This window comes from Mycobacterium sp. TH-M82 (assembly GCF_057473605.1).
Window position 1 is genome coordinate 1 of record NZ_JBYCKY010000222.1, and the last position, 15,437, is coordinate 15,437.

The window sequence follows — 15,437 nt, forward strand, 5'->3', positions numbered from 1 at the left end:
TGGCCGACTTCCTCTTCGACGACGAGCGGGCCATGGTGCGCATCGACATGAGCGAGTACGGCGAGAAGCACTCGGTGGCTCGGCTGGTCGGCGCACCGCCGGGCTACGTCGGCTACGACCAGGGCGGCCAGCTCACCGAAGCGGTGCGCCGCCGGCCCTACACGGTGGTGCTCTTCGACGAGGTGGAGAAGGCTCATCCGGACGTGTTCGACGTGCTGCTGGCCGTGCTCGACGAGGGTCGGCTCACCGACGGGCAGGGCCGCACCGTCGACTTCCGCAACACCATCCTGGTCCTGACCTCCAATCTGGGCTCGGGCGGCAGCGACGAGCAGGTGATGGCGGCGGTGCGTGCCACGTTCAAGCCGGAGTTCATCAACCGGCTGGACGACGTGCTGATCTTCGACGCCCTCAACCCCGACGATCTGGTGCACATCGTCGATATCCAACTCAAGCAGCTGGATAAGCGGTTGGCGCAGCGTCGCTTGCAGCTCGATGTCTCGCCGGCAGCCAAGGAATGGCTGGCCCAACGCGGCTTCGACCCGGTCTACGGCGCCCGGCCGCTGCGCCGGCTGGTCCAACAGGCCATCGGAGACCAGCTGGCCAAGATGCTCTTGGCCGGCAAGGCGCACGACGGCGACACCGTTGCAGTCAACGTCAGCGCGGACGGCGAGTCACTGACCCTGGGCTGACGACCCCGCTCGGATTGACAGCCGTGACGCGGCTCGGTAGCTTGGCGGCCACCAAGAAAGCATTCCGGTTGTCGTTACCGCTGCGGTTCGGCGGGGGGTCTGTCGTGTCAAGTCGTCAACGCCGCGTCGGTCGAGCGGTCAGTGCAGGTGCCGCCGGGGCGTTTCTCGCCTCGCAGCTTTTGGGGGCGGCCCCGCTGGCCGTGGCGCCGGACGCGCATGCCGACATCGAGGACCTGATCCAGCCCATCATCGAGGCCATCGCCCAGGCCGCCGCGGCTGCGGCACCGGCCGTCTCCGACGCGTCGACGACCGCCGATGCGTCGACGACCGCCAGCATCCCGCTGACCATGGAGGCCGGCACCAGGGCGGTGGCCGACATCTCGGTGGGCGACGGGACGCAGGTCCCGGTCCTGGTCGACACCGGGTCCGAGGGCCTCGTCTTGCCCTGGTACGACATCGGCCTGCAGGACCTCGGCTTCCCGACGAACATCGGCATCGGCGCCTACACCAGCGGGGTGGACTACCTCTACGTCACGGTCCCGACGACAGTGGACTTCGGGAACGGGATCGTCACCGGACAGACCGATGTCGACGCCGAGCTGTTCAGCTGGCCGGCAAACCTTTCGGACCTGTTCAACCCCGCGTACTACAGCTTGACGGGCTTGTTCGCCCCCGCCGATATCGACGGCTTCCTGGGCATCGGGCCCAATGCCGAGCTCCCGAGCACCACCAGCCCGGTCGAGGCGCTGCCGGGCGATCTGAACCAGGGCGTACTCATCGACGAGGAGAACGACACGCTGCAGTTCGGCCCGAACCCGCTGACCGGGTCCGAAGTGTATTCGGTCGACGGATCGCCGAATGCCACCGTGTACGTGTCGATCGACGGCGCAGCGCCGCAGAAGGTTCCCGCGGTCATCGACTCCGGCGGCGCGTACGGCAGCATGCCGTCGTCGCTGCTGGCCAGCGCCGGGGTCACGCCGAACGCCGACGGGGATGTGCCGAACGGAACGACCATCGACGTCTACAACGCCGAGGGCCAGCTGCTGTACGTCGACGACGTCGAGGACGGGGACGGCCCGACGGTGGTGTCGGGATCGACGATGAACACCGGGTACTGGCCCTTCATCGAGCGGCCGGTGTACATCTCCAACAGCCCCTCCGGTGTCGGTACCACGTACTTCGGCACCCCCTATCCCCCCAGCAGCTGAGGCGGGCGTCCCCCTCCGGCGCTGACCCGCCGTCGTCGCGCGTCCCTGGGCGTCTCGATGCACGGTTGTGACCTGCTCGCATTCGTCCATCCCGGCTGCGAGCGGATACGCTAGGAGCAATGGTCCCGCTCTGGTTCACGCTGTCGGCGCTGTGTTTCGTCGGCGCCGGCGTGCTGCTCTACGTCGACATCGACCGGCGCCGCGGGCGCGACCGGCGTCGTCGGTCGTGGGCCCGGTCGTACGGTTTCGACTACGAACCGGAGTCCACCCAGATCCTGCAACGCTGGAAGCGCGGTGTGATGTCGACGGTGGGCGACATCCCGGCGCGCAACGTGGTGCTGGGTCAGATCCGCGGCGAGGCGGTGTACATCTTCGACCTGGACGAAGTCGCGACAGTGATCGCGCTGCACCGCAAGATCAGCACCAATGTCGTCATCGATCTGCGGCTCAAGGGACTCAAAGAGCCACGGGAGAACGACATCTGGCTGCTCGGCGCTATCGGCGCGCGGATGGTGTACTCCACCAACCTCGACGCGGCCCGGCGAGCCTGCGACCGGCGGATGGTCACCTTCGCCCACACCGCGTCGGACTGCGCCGAGATCATGTGGAACGAGCAGAACTGGACCCTGGTTGCCATGCCGATCACCAGCGCCCGCGCCGAGTGGGACGAAGGCCTGCGGGTCGTGCGCCAGTTCAACGATCTGCTGCGGGTGTTGCCGCCGGCGCCGCAGCGACCGCCGCTGACGGAGTCGGTGCAGCGCCGCAACGCGGCGCCGGGCCGGCCGGTGCCGCCGGCCGCGCAGTCAGAGTCACCGGCCGGCCGCGAGTCGGCGCGTCGTGAGTTGCCACGCTCCGAGCCCCGCCGGGCCGCGAGCACCCGGGCCGACTCCGTCGCGCCGCGTCCGCCGACGAGCCGCAACGGTCGGCAGGCACCGCACTACCAGCGCTGATACTCTTCCAACCCACTGCCCTCGGCTCCGCCGCGCTGGCGATCGCCGCTACGCTGTCGGTCATGTTGCCCCCCGCAGCCAACACGGCCTTGATCACCGGGCCCACCTCGGGGCTGGGCGCCGGTTTCGCCCGGCGTTACGCCGCGGACGGTTATGACCTGGTGCTGGTCGCCCGCGACGAAGATCGGCTGGCCCGGCTGGCCGCCGAACTGCGCGACGCGCACGGCCGCGCCGTCGAGGTTTTGCCCGCCGACCTCGCCGACGCCGCCGGTCGGGCCGACGTCGCCCAGCGGCTGGCCGCCGGAGTGCAGGTGTTGGTGAACAACGCCGGCTTCGGCACCACCGGCGAATTCTGGACAGCCGATCCCGCGTTGCTGCAGGCACAGCTCGACGTCAATGTGACCGCGGTGATGCAGCTGACCCGGGCCGCGCTGCCCGCCATGCTCGACGCCGGCACCGGCACCGTGGTCAACGTGGCCAGCATGGCTGGGCTGCTGTCCGGGCGGGGGTCGACGTACTCTGCATCGAAGGCCTGGGTGGTGTCGTTTACCGAGGGTTTGGCCGGCGGGCTGGTCGGCACCGGCGTGAGCGTGCACGCGGTGTGCCCGGGGTACGTGTACACCGAATTCCATCAGCGCGCCGGGATCGATGTCACAGGCGTCCCGTCGTTCATGTGGCTGAAGGTCGACGATGTGGTCTCGGCCAGCCTGGCCGGCATCGCCCGCGGCAAAGTGATCAGCATCCCCGGTCTGCAGTACAAGGCGCTGGCCACCGCCGGACGGCTGGTGCCGCGCGGCCTGGAGCGATTCATGGTGAAGACCTTCGGCCGGGGCCGTGGCCGCACCTAGGCCCTCGTGACCGGGCGCGCTGAGCATCCCGGGCCCACCGAATGGGGCACACCGGCGCCCGGCGTCGGCCCGTGGCCGGCCGACCCGCCGGCCGACCCGCGGTACGACCCGGCGTTGTTGCGCGAGGGCGATGCCCGCAACGTCGTCGACGCCTACCGGTACTGGACCCGCGAAGCGATCGTCGCCGACATCGACCGGCGTCGACACCCGCTGAACATCGCGATCGAGAACTTCGGCTACGACGCCAACATCGGCTCGGTGGTGCGCACCGCCAACGCGTTCGCAGTGCACACCGTGCACATCGTCGGACGCCGGCGGTGGAACCGGCGCGGCGCCATGGTCACCGACCGCTACCAGCGGCTGCGCCATCACGACAGCATGACCGAATTGCTGGATTTCGCCGCCGACGCCGGGTTGGCGGTGGTGGCGGTGGACAACGTGCCCGGGTCGGCGCGACTGGAGCAGACCTCGCTGCCGCGGGACTGCCTGATGGTGTTCGGTCAGGAGGGTTCCGGGGTCAGCGACCACGCTCGCACAGGAGCGGACCTGACGGTGTCCATCGCTCAGTTCGGCTCGACCCGCAGTGTCAACGTGGGCGTCGCGGCCGGAATAGCGATGCACACCTGGATCACCCAGCACGCCAATATCGACAGTGCCTGGTGACTCGACGGCTCCTGACTCGGTATCACCCGGCAGTCTCGTGTGGTACCCGAGTGTGCCGGTGACGCTCCGGCCTCGATACGGACATACCCTGAGTCCGGCACAGCGCATCAACGCTCAACTCCACAGCGTGACATGAACCTTCGGTCGGAACCGCGTCACTCCAACCCCGGTGCCACGGATCATCGCCTGTATGCACCGCGGAGTGGTGATGAAACGAACCAGCTCCGATACCGCGGGTTGGCGGACATCTGGCGGCAGTGTCAACGCGCGCCACTCACCCGACGCCGGTAGCCCGGCCGCGCCCACACAGACCAGCCGGCGGTCGGCGAGATCCTTGGCCACCGCGAAGTTGATCGCCAGCGTGACACCACCGACGCGTCGTACCTGTTCGAGTGCGGCCGCGTCGCTTTGGAAGATACGCTGCCGTGACTCCGGTATCGCCAAATCACGCAGTATGACCGCGATCTCGCCGTCCACGCTTCCTGCCGACGGTCCGAGCATCCAATCCTGTTCGCGTAGCGGCGTCGAGGCCGCCGCCCCGCTCCGCGCCAGCGGGTTGTCCGGTGCGGCGACCGCGATGATCTGATATTTCAGAAACGGCCGTACGGACAGCGAACCCTCGGGGCCGGTTTGGCTTTCGCTGACCGGACCGATGGCGATATCGACGGCGCGCGCCACGATCAGGTCGGTGAACGCGTCGGTCGGCTCCACGCTCAACTCGACGGACAGGTCGTCGGCCCTCGACGAGAACAGCTCGATCAGACCGGGTGCGGCGTGTTCGGCGAAGGCACTGGACGTGGCGATACGCAGCAGTCGGCGACCGTGCGCAGCCTCGCTCACCTCTATTGCTGTTTGTCGTTGCAGGCCAAGGATTTCCACCGCCCGGCTGGCCAGCCGAATTCCGCCGGGGGTGAATGCCAACCCGGCATGGGTCTTGGTGAACAGGGTGTCGTGGAGTTCTTTTCGCAGTGCGGCGACATGCATCGACACACCCGCGTCGGACATGCCGAGCTCTGCTGCCGCTGCTCGCACCGAGCACAGGCGAACCACCGCCGAGTACGCCCGGAGCTGAGCTGGGGTCATGAAAATGAGCCTACGCTGGGATCTGTGCGGGACGTGCTCACCGACTTGATGGCGATCTGGGAGGCGGGTGGGGTCGCCGGTGTCGCGACGGTGGTTCAGACATTCCAATCAGCGCCGCGCACACCGGGTGCGGCGATGGTGGTGGGTCCGGACGGATCGGTCAGCGGGTCGGTATCCGGCGGCTGCGTCGAGGGCGCGGTCTACGAACTCGCGGCGGAGGTGGTGCGCACCGAGGCGCCCCGGCTGGAGCGTTACGGGGTCAGCGACGACGACGCGTTCGCGGTCGGCCTGATCTGCGGGGGTGTGATGAACATCTTCGTCGAGGCGATCTCCCGGGACACCTTCCCGGAGCTGCGGTCGGTGGCCGACGACATCGAGGCGCATCGCCCGGTCGTGGTCGCAACGGTCATCGCCCATCCCGACCCCGCGTTGGTGGGCCGCCGGCTGGTCGTCCGGCCTGACACGATGATCGGCACATTGGGCACCCAGCGCATCGACGCCGTCGTCACCGACGATGCGCGCGGTCTGCTCGCGGTGGGCCGCAGCGACGTCCGCACCTACGGACTGGACGGTCAGCGCCTCGACGGGGGCGTCGAAGTCTTCGTCTGCAGCTACGCACCGCGCCCGCGCCTGCTGGTGTTCGGCGCGACCGACTTTGCCGCTGCGCTCGCTCGCGAGGGCTCGTTCCTGGGTTACCGGGTCACCGTCTGCGACGCCCGGCCGGTCTTCGCGACGTCGAGGCGCTTTCCCACCGTCGACGAGGTCGTCGTCGACTGGCCGAACCACTACCTGGCGGCTCAGGCCGCCGCCGGCGCGATCGACCGGCACACGGTGATCTGCGTGCTCACCCACGATCCGAAGTTCGACGTGCCGCTGCTCGAAGTCGCGCTGCGCCTGCCCGAGGTCGGCTACATCGGCGCCATGGGTTCGCGGCGCACGCACTCCGACCGGGTGCAACGGCTGCGCGACGCCGGGCTGACCGATTCCGAGTTGAGCCGGTTGGCCAGCCCGATCGGGCTGGACCTCGGTGCCCGCACCCCCGAGGAGACCGCCGTCTCGATCGCCGCCGACATCATCGCCCGGCGCTGGGGCGGCCACGGCAAGCGGTTGGCCGACACCAGCGGGCGTATCCACCACGACCCGATGGCGACCAGGGCCGGCAGGGGCGGGGGAATTCAGTGATCGCTTAACCGGCCGTTGACACCCTGGTCAACCGGGCCAACACTGGGACTTCGGTCGGCTTTTCATAGCTCTTCAAGGTTGATGTGGAGTGATCACATGCAGGTACCCGGCCCGTTTGAGTACGAGCGTGCGAACAGCGTCGATCACGCGGTCGGTTTGCTGGACCGGCTGGGTGATGGTGCGATGATCGTCGCAGGCGGGCACAGCCTGCTGCCGATGATGAAACTGCGGATCGCCAACCCGGAATACCTGATCGACATCAACGACCTGGCACCGGAGCTGGGCTACGTCGATGCGGAAGGCACCGACCCGACGCTGGTCCGCATCGGCGCCATGACGCGACATCGCGAACTGCTGGACTCCGACGCGCTCGCGCGGGTGTGTCCAATCTTCGCCGACGCCGAGCGGGTGATCGCCGATCCCGTGGTGCGAAACCGCGGCACCCTCGGGGGTTCCCTGTGCCAGGCGGACCCCGCCGAGGATCTGGTGACCGTGTGCACCGTGCTGGGTACCCGTTGCGTCGCCCGCGGTCCGGCGGGCGAACGCGAGATCGCGATGGACGACTTCTTGACCGGACCGTATGAGACTGCGCTGGCACACAACGAGGTCCTCGTCGAAGTGCGGATTCCGGTCCGGTCCCATACGTCCAGCGCGTATGCGAAGGTGGAACGCCGGGTCGGTGACTGGGCGGTCACCGCCGCCGGTGCCGCGGTCACCCTCGACGGCGGCTCCATCACGGCCGCCAGGATCGGGCTGACCGCGGTCAATCCGGATGCCGCCGCGCTGGCCGCGGTGTCCGAAACGCTGGTTGGCCGCTCGGCTACCGAGGAGGTGTTCGCCGACGTCGGCCGCCGTGCCGCCGAGGTCTGCGAACCGGTGACCGACATGCGTGGCACCGCCGACTACAAGCGCCACCTGGCCTCCGAGTTGACCGTCCGCACGTTGCGGACGGCGGTCGAACGGGCGCAACGGGCGCGCAACATCCCCGAGCCGGAAGGTAGCTGACCATGCAGGTAACCATGACCGTCAACGGCGAGCAGGTGACCGCCGACGTCGAACCCCGCCTGCTGCTGGTGCACTTCCTGCGGGATCAGCTCGGGCTCACCGGAACCCACTGGGGATGCGACACCAGCAACTGCGGAACCTGTGTGGTGGAGGTGGACGGCGAGCCGGCGAAGTCGTGCACCATGCTCGCGGCCATGGCCAGCGGGCACAGTGTGCGCACCGTCGAAGGTCTCGAAGTTGACGGTCAGCTCGACCCGATCCAGGAAGGGTTCATGCACTGCCACGGGCTGCAGTGCGGTTTCTGCACCCCGGGAATGATGATCACCGGGCGAAACCTACTGGACCACAATCCCGATCCGGACGAGGACACCATCCGGGAGGCCATCTCGGGACAGATCTGCCGGTGCACCGGCTACACCACCATCGTGCGGTCCATCCAGTGGGCCGCCCGCCATCCCCGGGATTCGCGAGCGACGACCGAGGTCACCTCGTGACCACCACCGAGGCCCGGCCGGCATCACCGGAAGACACCGCCGACAACGACCAGAAGCCGTGCGGCTACGGCCGGATGATGCGCAAGGAGGATCCGCGCTTCATCCGCGGCCGCGGCATCTACGTCGATGACATCCAACTGCCCGGCATGTTGCACCTGGCGATCCTGCGCTCACCGTTCGCGCACGCCCGGATCGCGAACATCGACACCTCGGCCGCGCAAGCGCATCCGAAGGTCAAGGCGGTGATCACCGGCGCCGACCTCGCGGAGAAGAGCCTGGCCTGGATGCCGACCCTGGCCAACGACGTGGAAGCGGTGCTGGCCACTGACAAGGTGCGGTTCCAGGGTCAGGAGGTGGCGTGCGTCGTCGCCGAGGACCGCTACTCCGCCCGCGACGCGCTGGAGTTGATCGACGTCGACTACGACCCCCTCGACCCGGTGATCGACGCCCGCAAGGCGCTGGATCCCAGCACCCCGGTGATCCGCGACGACCTGGACGGCAAGACCGACAACCATTGCTTCGATTGGGAGACCGGCGATGCGAAGGCCGCCGAAGCGGCCTTCGCCCAGGCCGATGTCGTGGTCAAACAGGAGATGGTCTACCCGCGGGTGCACCCGGCGCCGATGGAGACCTGTGGCGCGGTCGCCGACATGGACCCGGTGAGCGGAAAACTCACGCTGTGGTGCACTACGCAGGCACCGCACGCCCACCGCACCCTGTACGCGCTGGTGGCCGGTCTGCCCGAACACAAGATCCGGATCATCTCACCGGACATCGGCGGCGGGTTCGGCAACAAGGTGCCGATCTACCCGGGTTATGTGTGCGCGGTGGTGGCTTCGCTGCTGCTGGGTAAACCCGTCAAATGGACCGAGGACCGCAGCGAGAACCTGACGTCGACGTGCTTCGCCCGCGACTACATCATGGTCGGCGAGATCGCCGCCACCAAAGATGGCAAGATCCTGGCGGTACGTTCCCACGTGCTGGCCGACCAGGGCGCGTTCAACGCTCAGGCCGCGCCGACCAAGTACCCCGCCGGGTTCTACGGGGTGTTCTGCGGCAGCTATGACCTGGAAGCCGCCTACTGTCACATGACGGCGGTCTACAGCAACAAGGCGCCGGGCGGGGTGGCGTATGCCTGTTCGTTCCGCATCACCGAGGCGGTGTACCTGGTGGAGCGCATGGTCGACTGTCTGTCCTACGAGCTGAAGATGGATCCCGCCGAACTGCGGCTACGGAACCTGTTGAAACCAGAGCAGTTTCCCTACACCACCAAGACCGGCTGGGTCTACGACTCCGGTGACTATGAGACCACCATGCGCAAAGCCATGGACATGATCGGCTACGACGCGCTGCGGGCCGAGCAAAAACAGCGGCGTGAACGCGGCGAACTGATGGGCATCGGCATGTCGTTCTTCACCGAGGCAGTGGGCGCCGGTCCGCGCAAGGACATGGACATCCTCGGCCTGGGCATGGCCGACGGCTGCGAGCTCCGGATACACCCGACCGGCAAAGCGGTTGTGCGACTGTCGGTTCAGACCCAGGGCCAGGGCCATGAGACGACGTTCGCGCAGATCGTTTCCGAGGAGCTCGGCATCCCGCCCGACGACATCGAGGTGGTGCACGGCGACACCGACCAAACACCGTTCGGGTTGGGCACTTACGGCAGCCGGTCCACGCCGGTGTCCGGCGCGGCCGCGGCGCTGGTGGCACGCAAGATCCGGGACAAGGCCAAGATCATCGCCTCCGGCATGCTCGAGGTATCGGTCGCCGACCTGGAATGGCAGAAGGGCTCCTTTCACGTCAAGGGTGACCCGTCGGCATCGGTGACGATCGCCGACATCGCGATGCGTGCCTACGGCGCCGGGGATCTGCCCGACGGCATCGAGGGCGGGTTGGACGCCGAGGTCTGCTACAACCCGTCGAACCTGACCTACCCGTACGGTGCGTACTTCTGCGTGGTCGACGTGGACCCGGGCACCGGGGTGGTCAAGGTGCGTCGCTTCCTGGCCGTCGACGACTGCGGTACCCGGATCAACCCGATGATCATCGAGGGCCAGGTGCACGGCGGTATCGTCGACGGCATCGGGATGGCGTTGATGGAGATGATCGCTTTCGACTCCGACGGCAACTGCTTGGGCGGATCGCTGATGGACTACCTCATCCCCACCGCGATGGAGGTGCCCCATCTGGAGACCGGCCACACCGTGACACCGTCACCGCACCACCCGATCGGCGCCAAAGGTGTTGGCGAGTCGGCCACCGTCGGCTCGCCGCCCGCAGTGGTCAACGCGGTGATCGACGCATTGGCACCGTTCGGGGTGCGCCATGCCGACATGCCCCTGACGCCGTCGCGGGTGTGGGAGGCGATGCAGGGCCGGGGGGAGCCGCCTTACTAGAGAGGTGGCGACGATGACGAAGATCAGTGAGCGCGCCGAACAGCTGGCGCGAACTCGGGTGCCGTTCGTGCACGCGACCGTGGTGCGGGCCCAGCAGCCGACGTCCGCGCGGGCCGGCGATGAGGCCATCCTGTTGGCGGACGGGACGATCGAGGGCTTCCTCGGCGGTCAGTGCGCACAGATCTCGGTGCGCAAGGCCGCACTCGGAGTGCTGCAGGCCGGCGAAAGTGTGTTACTGCGCGTGTTGCCCGACGGCGAGCTGCACTTTCCGGAAGCCCCAGGTGCCAGTGTCATCGTCAACCCGTGCCTGTCCAGTGGGGCGCTGGAGATCTATCTGGCGCCGCGACTGCCGGCGCCGCTGATCCGGATCTGCGGCGCCACACCTATCGCGGACGCGCTCGGGTTGTTCTGCGAGGCGCTCGGCTACGAGGTTCGGCGAGACGACGCCGGCGAGGCTGAGCCGCCGGCCACCGCGGTGGTGATCGCCAGCCTGGGCGGATCTGAAGCCGCGATGATCCGCGCGGCGCTGGACGCCGGTGCCGGCTACATCGGCCTGGTGGCCAGCAAGGTCCGCGGTGCCGCGGTCCTCGACGAACTCACCCCGTCGAGTGCCGAACGGGCTCGGATCCATACCCCGGTCGGCCTGGCTATTGGCGCGAAGACCCCAGCCGAGATCGCGGTGTCGATCGTCGCGGAGCTCATCGCGACGCTCCGCAGCGGCGAACTGACTGTCGCCGGTGCCGTCGCTGACGTTAGCGCCGTCACCGAGGCGGTCGACCCGGTGTGCGGCATGACGGTGGTGGTCGGGCCGGCCACTGAGTACCTCCGGATGGGTGGCGAAGACTACTGGTTCTGCGCTTCGGGGTGTCGCAGGGCATTCGCGGAGCAGCGCCGATGACCGCCGCGGAGGTTACCGGTGTCGTGTTGGCAGCCGGTGCCTCCCGGCGCCTCGGCACGCCGAAACAGGTGCTGCCGTACCGAGACACCACGGTGCTGGGTGCGACCCTCGACCTCGCCCGCTGGTGCGGCTTCGACCAGATCATTGTCACCCTGGGTGGTGCCGAACATGCGGTCCGCGACGCTGTCCGCCTGGACGGGGTCGACGTCGTCGTGGTCGAGGACTTCGGCAGCGGCTGCTCGGCGTCGCTGCGGGTGGCGCTCGATCGCGTGGACCCCGGCGCAGCCGGGATCGTGTTGCTGCTCGGCGACCAACCCGGGGTCGCGGCGGCGACTGTGCGCTCGCTGGTCACCGAAGGCGAAGACCACCCGGTCGTCGTCTGCCGCTACACCGACGGCTTCGGACACCCTTTCTGGTTCAGCCGCAGCGTCTTCGGCGAGCTCGCGCAACTGCACGGCGACAAGGGTGTCTGGAAGCTCGTGCACTCCGGACGCATCGCGATGCATGAGCTCGCGGTAGACGCGACGGTCCCGGTGGACGTCGACACGTGGGCCGACTATCGCCGGCTGGTCGAATCGGGGTCGCCGTGACATCGCCCACCGGGTTCACCGGCGTCGACGACGTGGTGCATCGCTTTGACGCGGAGAACTTCCTGCTGGACACCGGAACCGCGTCCGCGATCTATCTGGCGGCCGCACTGCACCGCCCGCTGCTGCTGGAGGGGGAGCCCGGAGTGGGCAAGACAACAGCCGCGAAAACCCTTGCCGCGGTCCTGGGTACTCCGCTGATCCGATTGCAGTGCTACGAGGGACTGACCGCCAGCGAGGCGCTCTACGACTGGAATTACCAACGGCAGCTGCTGAACATCCGGATCGCCGAGGCGGGTCACGCCGTAATCGACGAATCCGACTTGTACACCGAGACATATCTGGTGGACCGGCCCATCCTGCAATGTGTGCGCTATCGGGGGCCGAAGCCGCCGGTGCTGCTAATCGACGAAATCGACCGTGCTGACGACGAATTCGAGGCGCTGCTGCTGGAATTCCTCGGTGAGGCCGCGGTGACCGTGCCCGAACTGGGAACCTTTGTCGCGGAGCGGCCACCGATCGCGGTGCTGACGTCGAATCGCAGCCGCGATCTGCACGACGCGCTGCGACGACGATGCCTCTACCACTGGATCGACTACCCGGAGCCGTCGCGAGCCGTGGCGATCGTGCGGCGCACGGTGCCCGGCGCGGCAGTGCCGCTGATCGAAAGCGCGACCCAGTTCGTCGGTGCGGTACGCAGCCTGGACCTCGATAAGCCGCCCGGCGTGGCGGAGACCATCGACTGGGTCGCCGCGTTGGTCGCGCTCGGGGTGGCAGACGTGGTCGCGGCGCACAGCACGGATGCTTTCGCCAGCCTGGGCGCACTGGCGAAAACCCCGGACGACCGCGACATCATCGCCCAGGCATTCACCGACTCCAGCACGTCAGCCGCCGGTTGAGAGGGAACACCCATGAAGATCGCCAACGAGTTCACCGTCAATGCGCCCGTCGAGCGGGCCTGGGATGTGCTGTCCGACCTTGAGCAGGTCATCCCGTTGATGCCGGGAGCCCGACTGGTGGGTCGCGACGGCGCGGACTTCGTCGGTGCAGTGAAGGTCAAAGTCGGACCGGTGACCAGTGAATTCACCGGGAAGGCGCGGTTTCTCGAACGAGATGCCGAACAGCACCGCGCGGTGATCAGCGGACGCGGCAAAGAATCCCGGGGCAGCGGCAACGCGTCCGCCACGGTCACCACCCAGCTGCACGAGACAGGTGAGCGCACCCGGGTGACCGTCGACACCGACCTGAAGATCGTCGGCAAGCTCGCGCAGTTCGGCAGTGGAACGCTGCAGCAGATTTCAGAGAAGCTGCTCGGCGAGTTCGTCGATTCGCTGGAGGCCAAACTGGCGCCAGTCGACACCGCCACCACCGGCGCCGCTGCCCCGGCGTCTTCAGCTGAAACCGAACCGGCGACGGCGACAACGGCAACCGCCGCCGAGCCCGCCCCGATCGACCTGCTGGAGCTGACCGGCGCCGGCAAGTTCAAAAAAACCGGCCCGGTGTTGCTCGGGGCGTTCGCGCTACTGGTGCTGGTGTGGGTGCTACGGCGAAGGCGGTGAGCCCGGGGGGCCGGCCGCTGTTGTTTCGAGGTGTTGACCGGGCAGCGTTCGCGGTGGCCCTGGTCGCGCGCCTGCGTGACGCCGGGGTACGGGTGTCCGGCAGTGGCCTGGCGGCGCTGGTGCGGGCGCTGGAAGTGCTCACCCTGTCCACCCGGCCGGAGTTGTACTGGGCGGCGCGGCTGACGCTGGTGAACCGGGCCGACGACCTGCCGGCCTTCGATTCGGTGTTCGCGGGCGTGTTCGGCTGCGCCACGGTGCCGCTGGGCGCCCAAATGCCACAACAGCTTCCGCAGCCGGGCCCGGTGTCCGGGATGGCGGGCGCCGACGGCGCCGTCATCGAGGCCGGCGCCACCCTGCCCTGGATCACCCGTGGCGCTACCGTCACGGCGGTCGGCGATACCGACAGTGACAGCACGACGCCTGAGGTGCTGCCCAGCCGCCTGGTGGCCCGCGCCGATGAGCCCTTCGACCGGTTCGATCCGGAAGACCTTCGGCTGCTCGGCTCGTGGCTGGAGGCGGCCACCGCTCACTGGCCCAGCCGGTCCAGCCTGCGCCGCGAAGTCAACCGGCACGGAAAGCGGATCGACCTGCGCCGAACCATCAAGGCCTCCCGCGACACCGGTTGGGAGGTGATGACGCTGGCGCGTACCCGCCCCCGGCGTCGTCCCCGGCGGGTGGTCCTGATCTGTGACGTCAGCCGCTCAATGCAGCCGTACGTGACGATCTACCTGCATCTGATGCGTGCCGTAGCGCTGCGCCGGGCCGGGATGCGACCCGAAGTATTCGCCTTCTCGACGTCGCTGACCCGGCTCACCGCGGTGCTGTCGCACCGCTCACCGGAGGTCGCGCTGCAGCGCGCCAACGCGAAGGTTGCCGACCGGTACGGCGGTACCCGCCTGGGACACAGCATCAGCGCCCTGCTGGTACCGCCGCACGGCAGCGCGCTGCGGGATGCGGTGGTGGTCATCGCCTCTGACGGCTGGGACAGTGAACCGCCCGAGGTGCTCGACCGTGCACTGGCCCGGCTGCGTAGCCGTGCCGCACTGCTCATCTGGCTCAACCCGCGCGCAGCGCAGCGGGACTTCCGCCCGCTGGCCGGGTCGATGGCGGTGGCGCTGCCCTACTGCGACCTGCTCCTGCCGGCGTACTCACTGGCCGGACTGCGCGAACTGTTCGTGGTGCTGGCCGCACCGGAAACGCCGCACCTGCCATGTCTGCTGAATGCTCACGTCCGGCGCGGAAGACGCACCGAAAAATGACTCGTTGGCAGCGACGTACCGAAACGAGTCGTCATGCGCACAAAGACCGCACGCGTGGTGGTCGGGTGGTTGGTTTGGGCATCGCCAGCGGGATGGTTTTGGCCCTCGGCGTAATCCGGTTGGCCGCGCCACCGATAGCCTATGCCGACATCCTCGACTCGATTCTCGACCCCGCCATCGGTTCGGTGCAGATGGCCACGACAGGGCTGCCGGCTGATTCCCTGGCGGGTCTGGATCCTATCGCCGGTTGGCCCGGTTCGGATGTGGGCGGTCTTGTGGACCTGGCCAGTCCGGGATCGAGCGGTTCGGATCTGGCAAGCACAGGCGGCTTTGATGCCGCTGCGGCCGCGTCGGCGGCGATATCGTTGCCCGAGCCGGTTGCTGCACTGCTTTCGTCTTGGGGGAGACAGGTTACTGCTTGGTTCGATCAATATATTTACCTGCCCCTGCACACCGACATGGAGAATTGGATTGACAGTCCACTGGGTCAGCAGGCCGACGATTTCATTAATTCAGTGTCGGGACAGTATCTGATCGGCAACGGTGCGTCCGGCACTGCGGCACATCCCGATGGCGGCAATGCCGGGCTGCTATTCGGTGACGGCGGTAATGGCTA

At 68.0% G+C, this 15,437-nt stretch carries 15 protein-coding genes and 1 pseudogene; 15 read left to right on the forward strand and 1 reads right to left on the reverse strand.

Going from position 1 to position 15,437, the window contains the following annotated elements; translation table 11 throughout:
* The 5 genes from AC2VON_RS06545 to AC2VON_RS06565 all read left to right on the forward strand — a co-directional run.
* The coding region (locus tag AC2VON_RS06545; RefSeq protein ID WP_486952210.1) for an AAA family ATPase at nt 1-689 on the forward strand (689 nt) is incomplete at its 5' end.
* A gap of 23 nt (nt 690-712) precedes the next feature.
* Entirely contained in the window at nt 713-1,897 is a 1,185-nt protein-coding gene (locus AC2VON_RS06550; protein WP_486952211.1) for a PecA family PE domain-processing aspartic protease, read from the forward strand.
* 119 nt (nt 1,898-2,016) lie between these two features.
* A complete protein-coding gene (ttfA, locus tag AC2VON_RS06555; protein WP_486952212.1) occupies nt 2,017-2,847 on the forward strand; it encodes a trehalose monomycolate transport factor TtfA in 831 nt (276 codons plus the stop codon).
* Between the two features lie 62 nt (nt 2,848-2,909).
* Nucleotides 2,910-3,695 carry an SDR family NAD(P)-dependent oxidoreductase gene (locus AC2VON_RS06560; RefSeq protein WP_486952213.1) on the forward strand — a complete coding sequence of 262 codons (786 nt, stop codon included), beginning with the start codon at nt 2,910-2,912 and terminating at the stop codon, nt 3,693-3,695.
* A gap of 6 nt (nt 3,696-3,701) precedes the next feature.
* Nucleotides 3,702-4,358, forward strand: coding sequence for a TrmH family RNA methyltransferase (locus AC2VON_RS06565; protein ID WP_486952214.1), 657 nt, complete (start codon nt 3,702-3,704; stop codon nt 4,356-4,358).
* A 114-nt stretch (nt 4,359-4,472) separates the two neighbouring features.
* Here AC2VON_RS06565 and AC2VON_RS06570 read toward each other — a convergent pair whose 3' ends face one another.
* The gene (locus tag AC2VON_RS06570) at nt 4,473-5,441 is read right to left on the reverse strand and encodes a LysR family transcriptional regulator (protein WP_486952215.1); all 969 of its coding nucleotides are present in this window, start codon (nt 5,439-5,441) and stop codon (nt 4,473-4,475) included.
* 24 nt (nt 5,442-5,465) lie between these two features.
* Here AC2VON_RS06570 and AC2VON_RS06575 point away from each other — a divergent pair, with 24 nt between their 5' ends.
* The 10 genes and pseudogenes from AC2VON_RS06575 to AC2VON_RS06620 all read left to right on the forward strand — a co-directional run.
* Nucleotides 5,466-6,623 carry an XdhC family protein gene (locus AC2VON_RS06575; RefSeq protein WP_486952216.1) on the forward strand — a complete coding sequence of 386 codons (1,158 nt, stop codon included), beginning with the start codon at nt 5,466-5,468 and terminating at the stop codon, nt 6,621-6,623.
* A 96-nt stretch (nt 6,624-6,719) separates the two neighbouring features.
* The gene (locus tag AC2VON_RS06580) at nt 6,720-7,628 is read left to right on the forward strand and encodes an FAD binding domain-containing protein (protein WP_486952217.1); all 909 of its coding nucleotides are present in this window, start codon (nt 6,720-6,722) and stop codon (nt 7,626-7,628) included.
* Nucleotides 7,629-7,630: 2 nt separating this feature from the next.
* A complete protein-coding gene (locus AC2VON_RS06585; RefSeq protein ID WP_486952218.1) occupies nt 7,631-8,122 on the forward strand; it encodes a (2Fe-2S)-binding protein in 492 nt (163 codons plus the stop codon).
* Nucleotides 8,119-10,518 (forward strand): aerobic carbon-monoxide dehydrogenase large subunit, encoded by a 2,400-nt coding sequence (locus tag AC2VON_RS06590; protein ID WP_486952219.1) that lies wholly within the window; start codon nt 8,119-8,121, stop codon nt 10,516-10,518. Before AC2VON_RS06585 ends, AC2VON_RS06590 begins: the two co-directional genes overlap by 4 nt.
* A gap of 13 nt (nt 10,519-10,531) precedes the next feature.
* Nucleotides 10,532-11,416, forward strand: coding sequence for an XdhC family protein (locus AC2VON_RS06595; RefSeq protein ID WP_486952220.1), 885 nt, complete (start codon nt 10,532-10,534; stop codon nt 11,414-11,416).
* Nucleotides 11,413-12,006, forward strand: coding sequence for a nucleotidyltransferase family protein (locus tag AC2VON_RS06600; RefSeq protein ID WP_486952221.1), 594 nt, complete (start codon nt 11,413-11,415; stop codon nt 12,004-12,006). The genes AC2VON_RS06595 and AC2VON_RS06600 overlap by 4 nt, the downstream gene beginning before the upstream one ends.
* Nucleotides 12,003-12,902: an AAA family ATPase gene (locus tag AC2VON_RS06605; RefSeq protein WP_486952222.1), complete on the forward strand. Its 900-nt coding sequence runs from the start codon at nt 12,003-12,005 to the stop codon at nt 12,900-12,902. The genes AC2VON_RS06600 and AC2VON_RS06605 overlap by 4 nt, the downstream gene beginning before the upstream one ends.
* Before the next feature lie 12 nt (nt 12,903-12,914).
* Nucleotides 12,915-13,562 carry an SRPBCC family protein gene (locus tag AC2VON_RS06610; RefSeq protein WP_486952223.1) on the forward strand — a complete coding sequence of 216 codons (648 nt, stop codon included), beginning with the start codon at nt 12,915-12,917 and terminating at the stop codon, nt 13,560-13,562.
* The gene (locus AC2VON_RS06615; RefSeq protein ID WP_486952224.1) at nt 13,559-14,821 is read left to right on the forward strand and encodes a vWA domain-containing protein; all 1,263 of its coding nucleotides are present in this window, start codon (nt 13,559-13,561) and stop codon (nt 14,819-14,821) included. The genes AC2VON_RS06610 and AC2VON_RS06615 overlap by 4 nt, the downstream gene beginning before the upstream one ends.
* Before the next feature lie 74 nt (nt 14,822-14,895).
* A pseudogene (locus AC2VON_RS06620) lies at nt 14,896-15,437 on the forward strand (hypothetical protein); the annotation flags it as partial.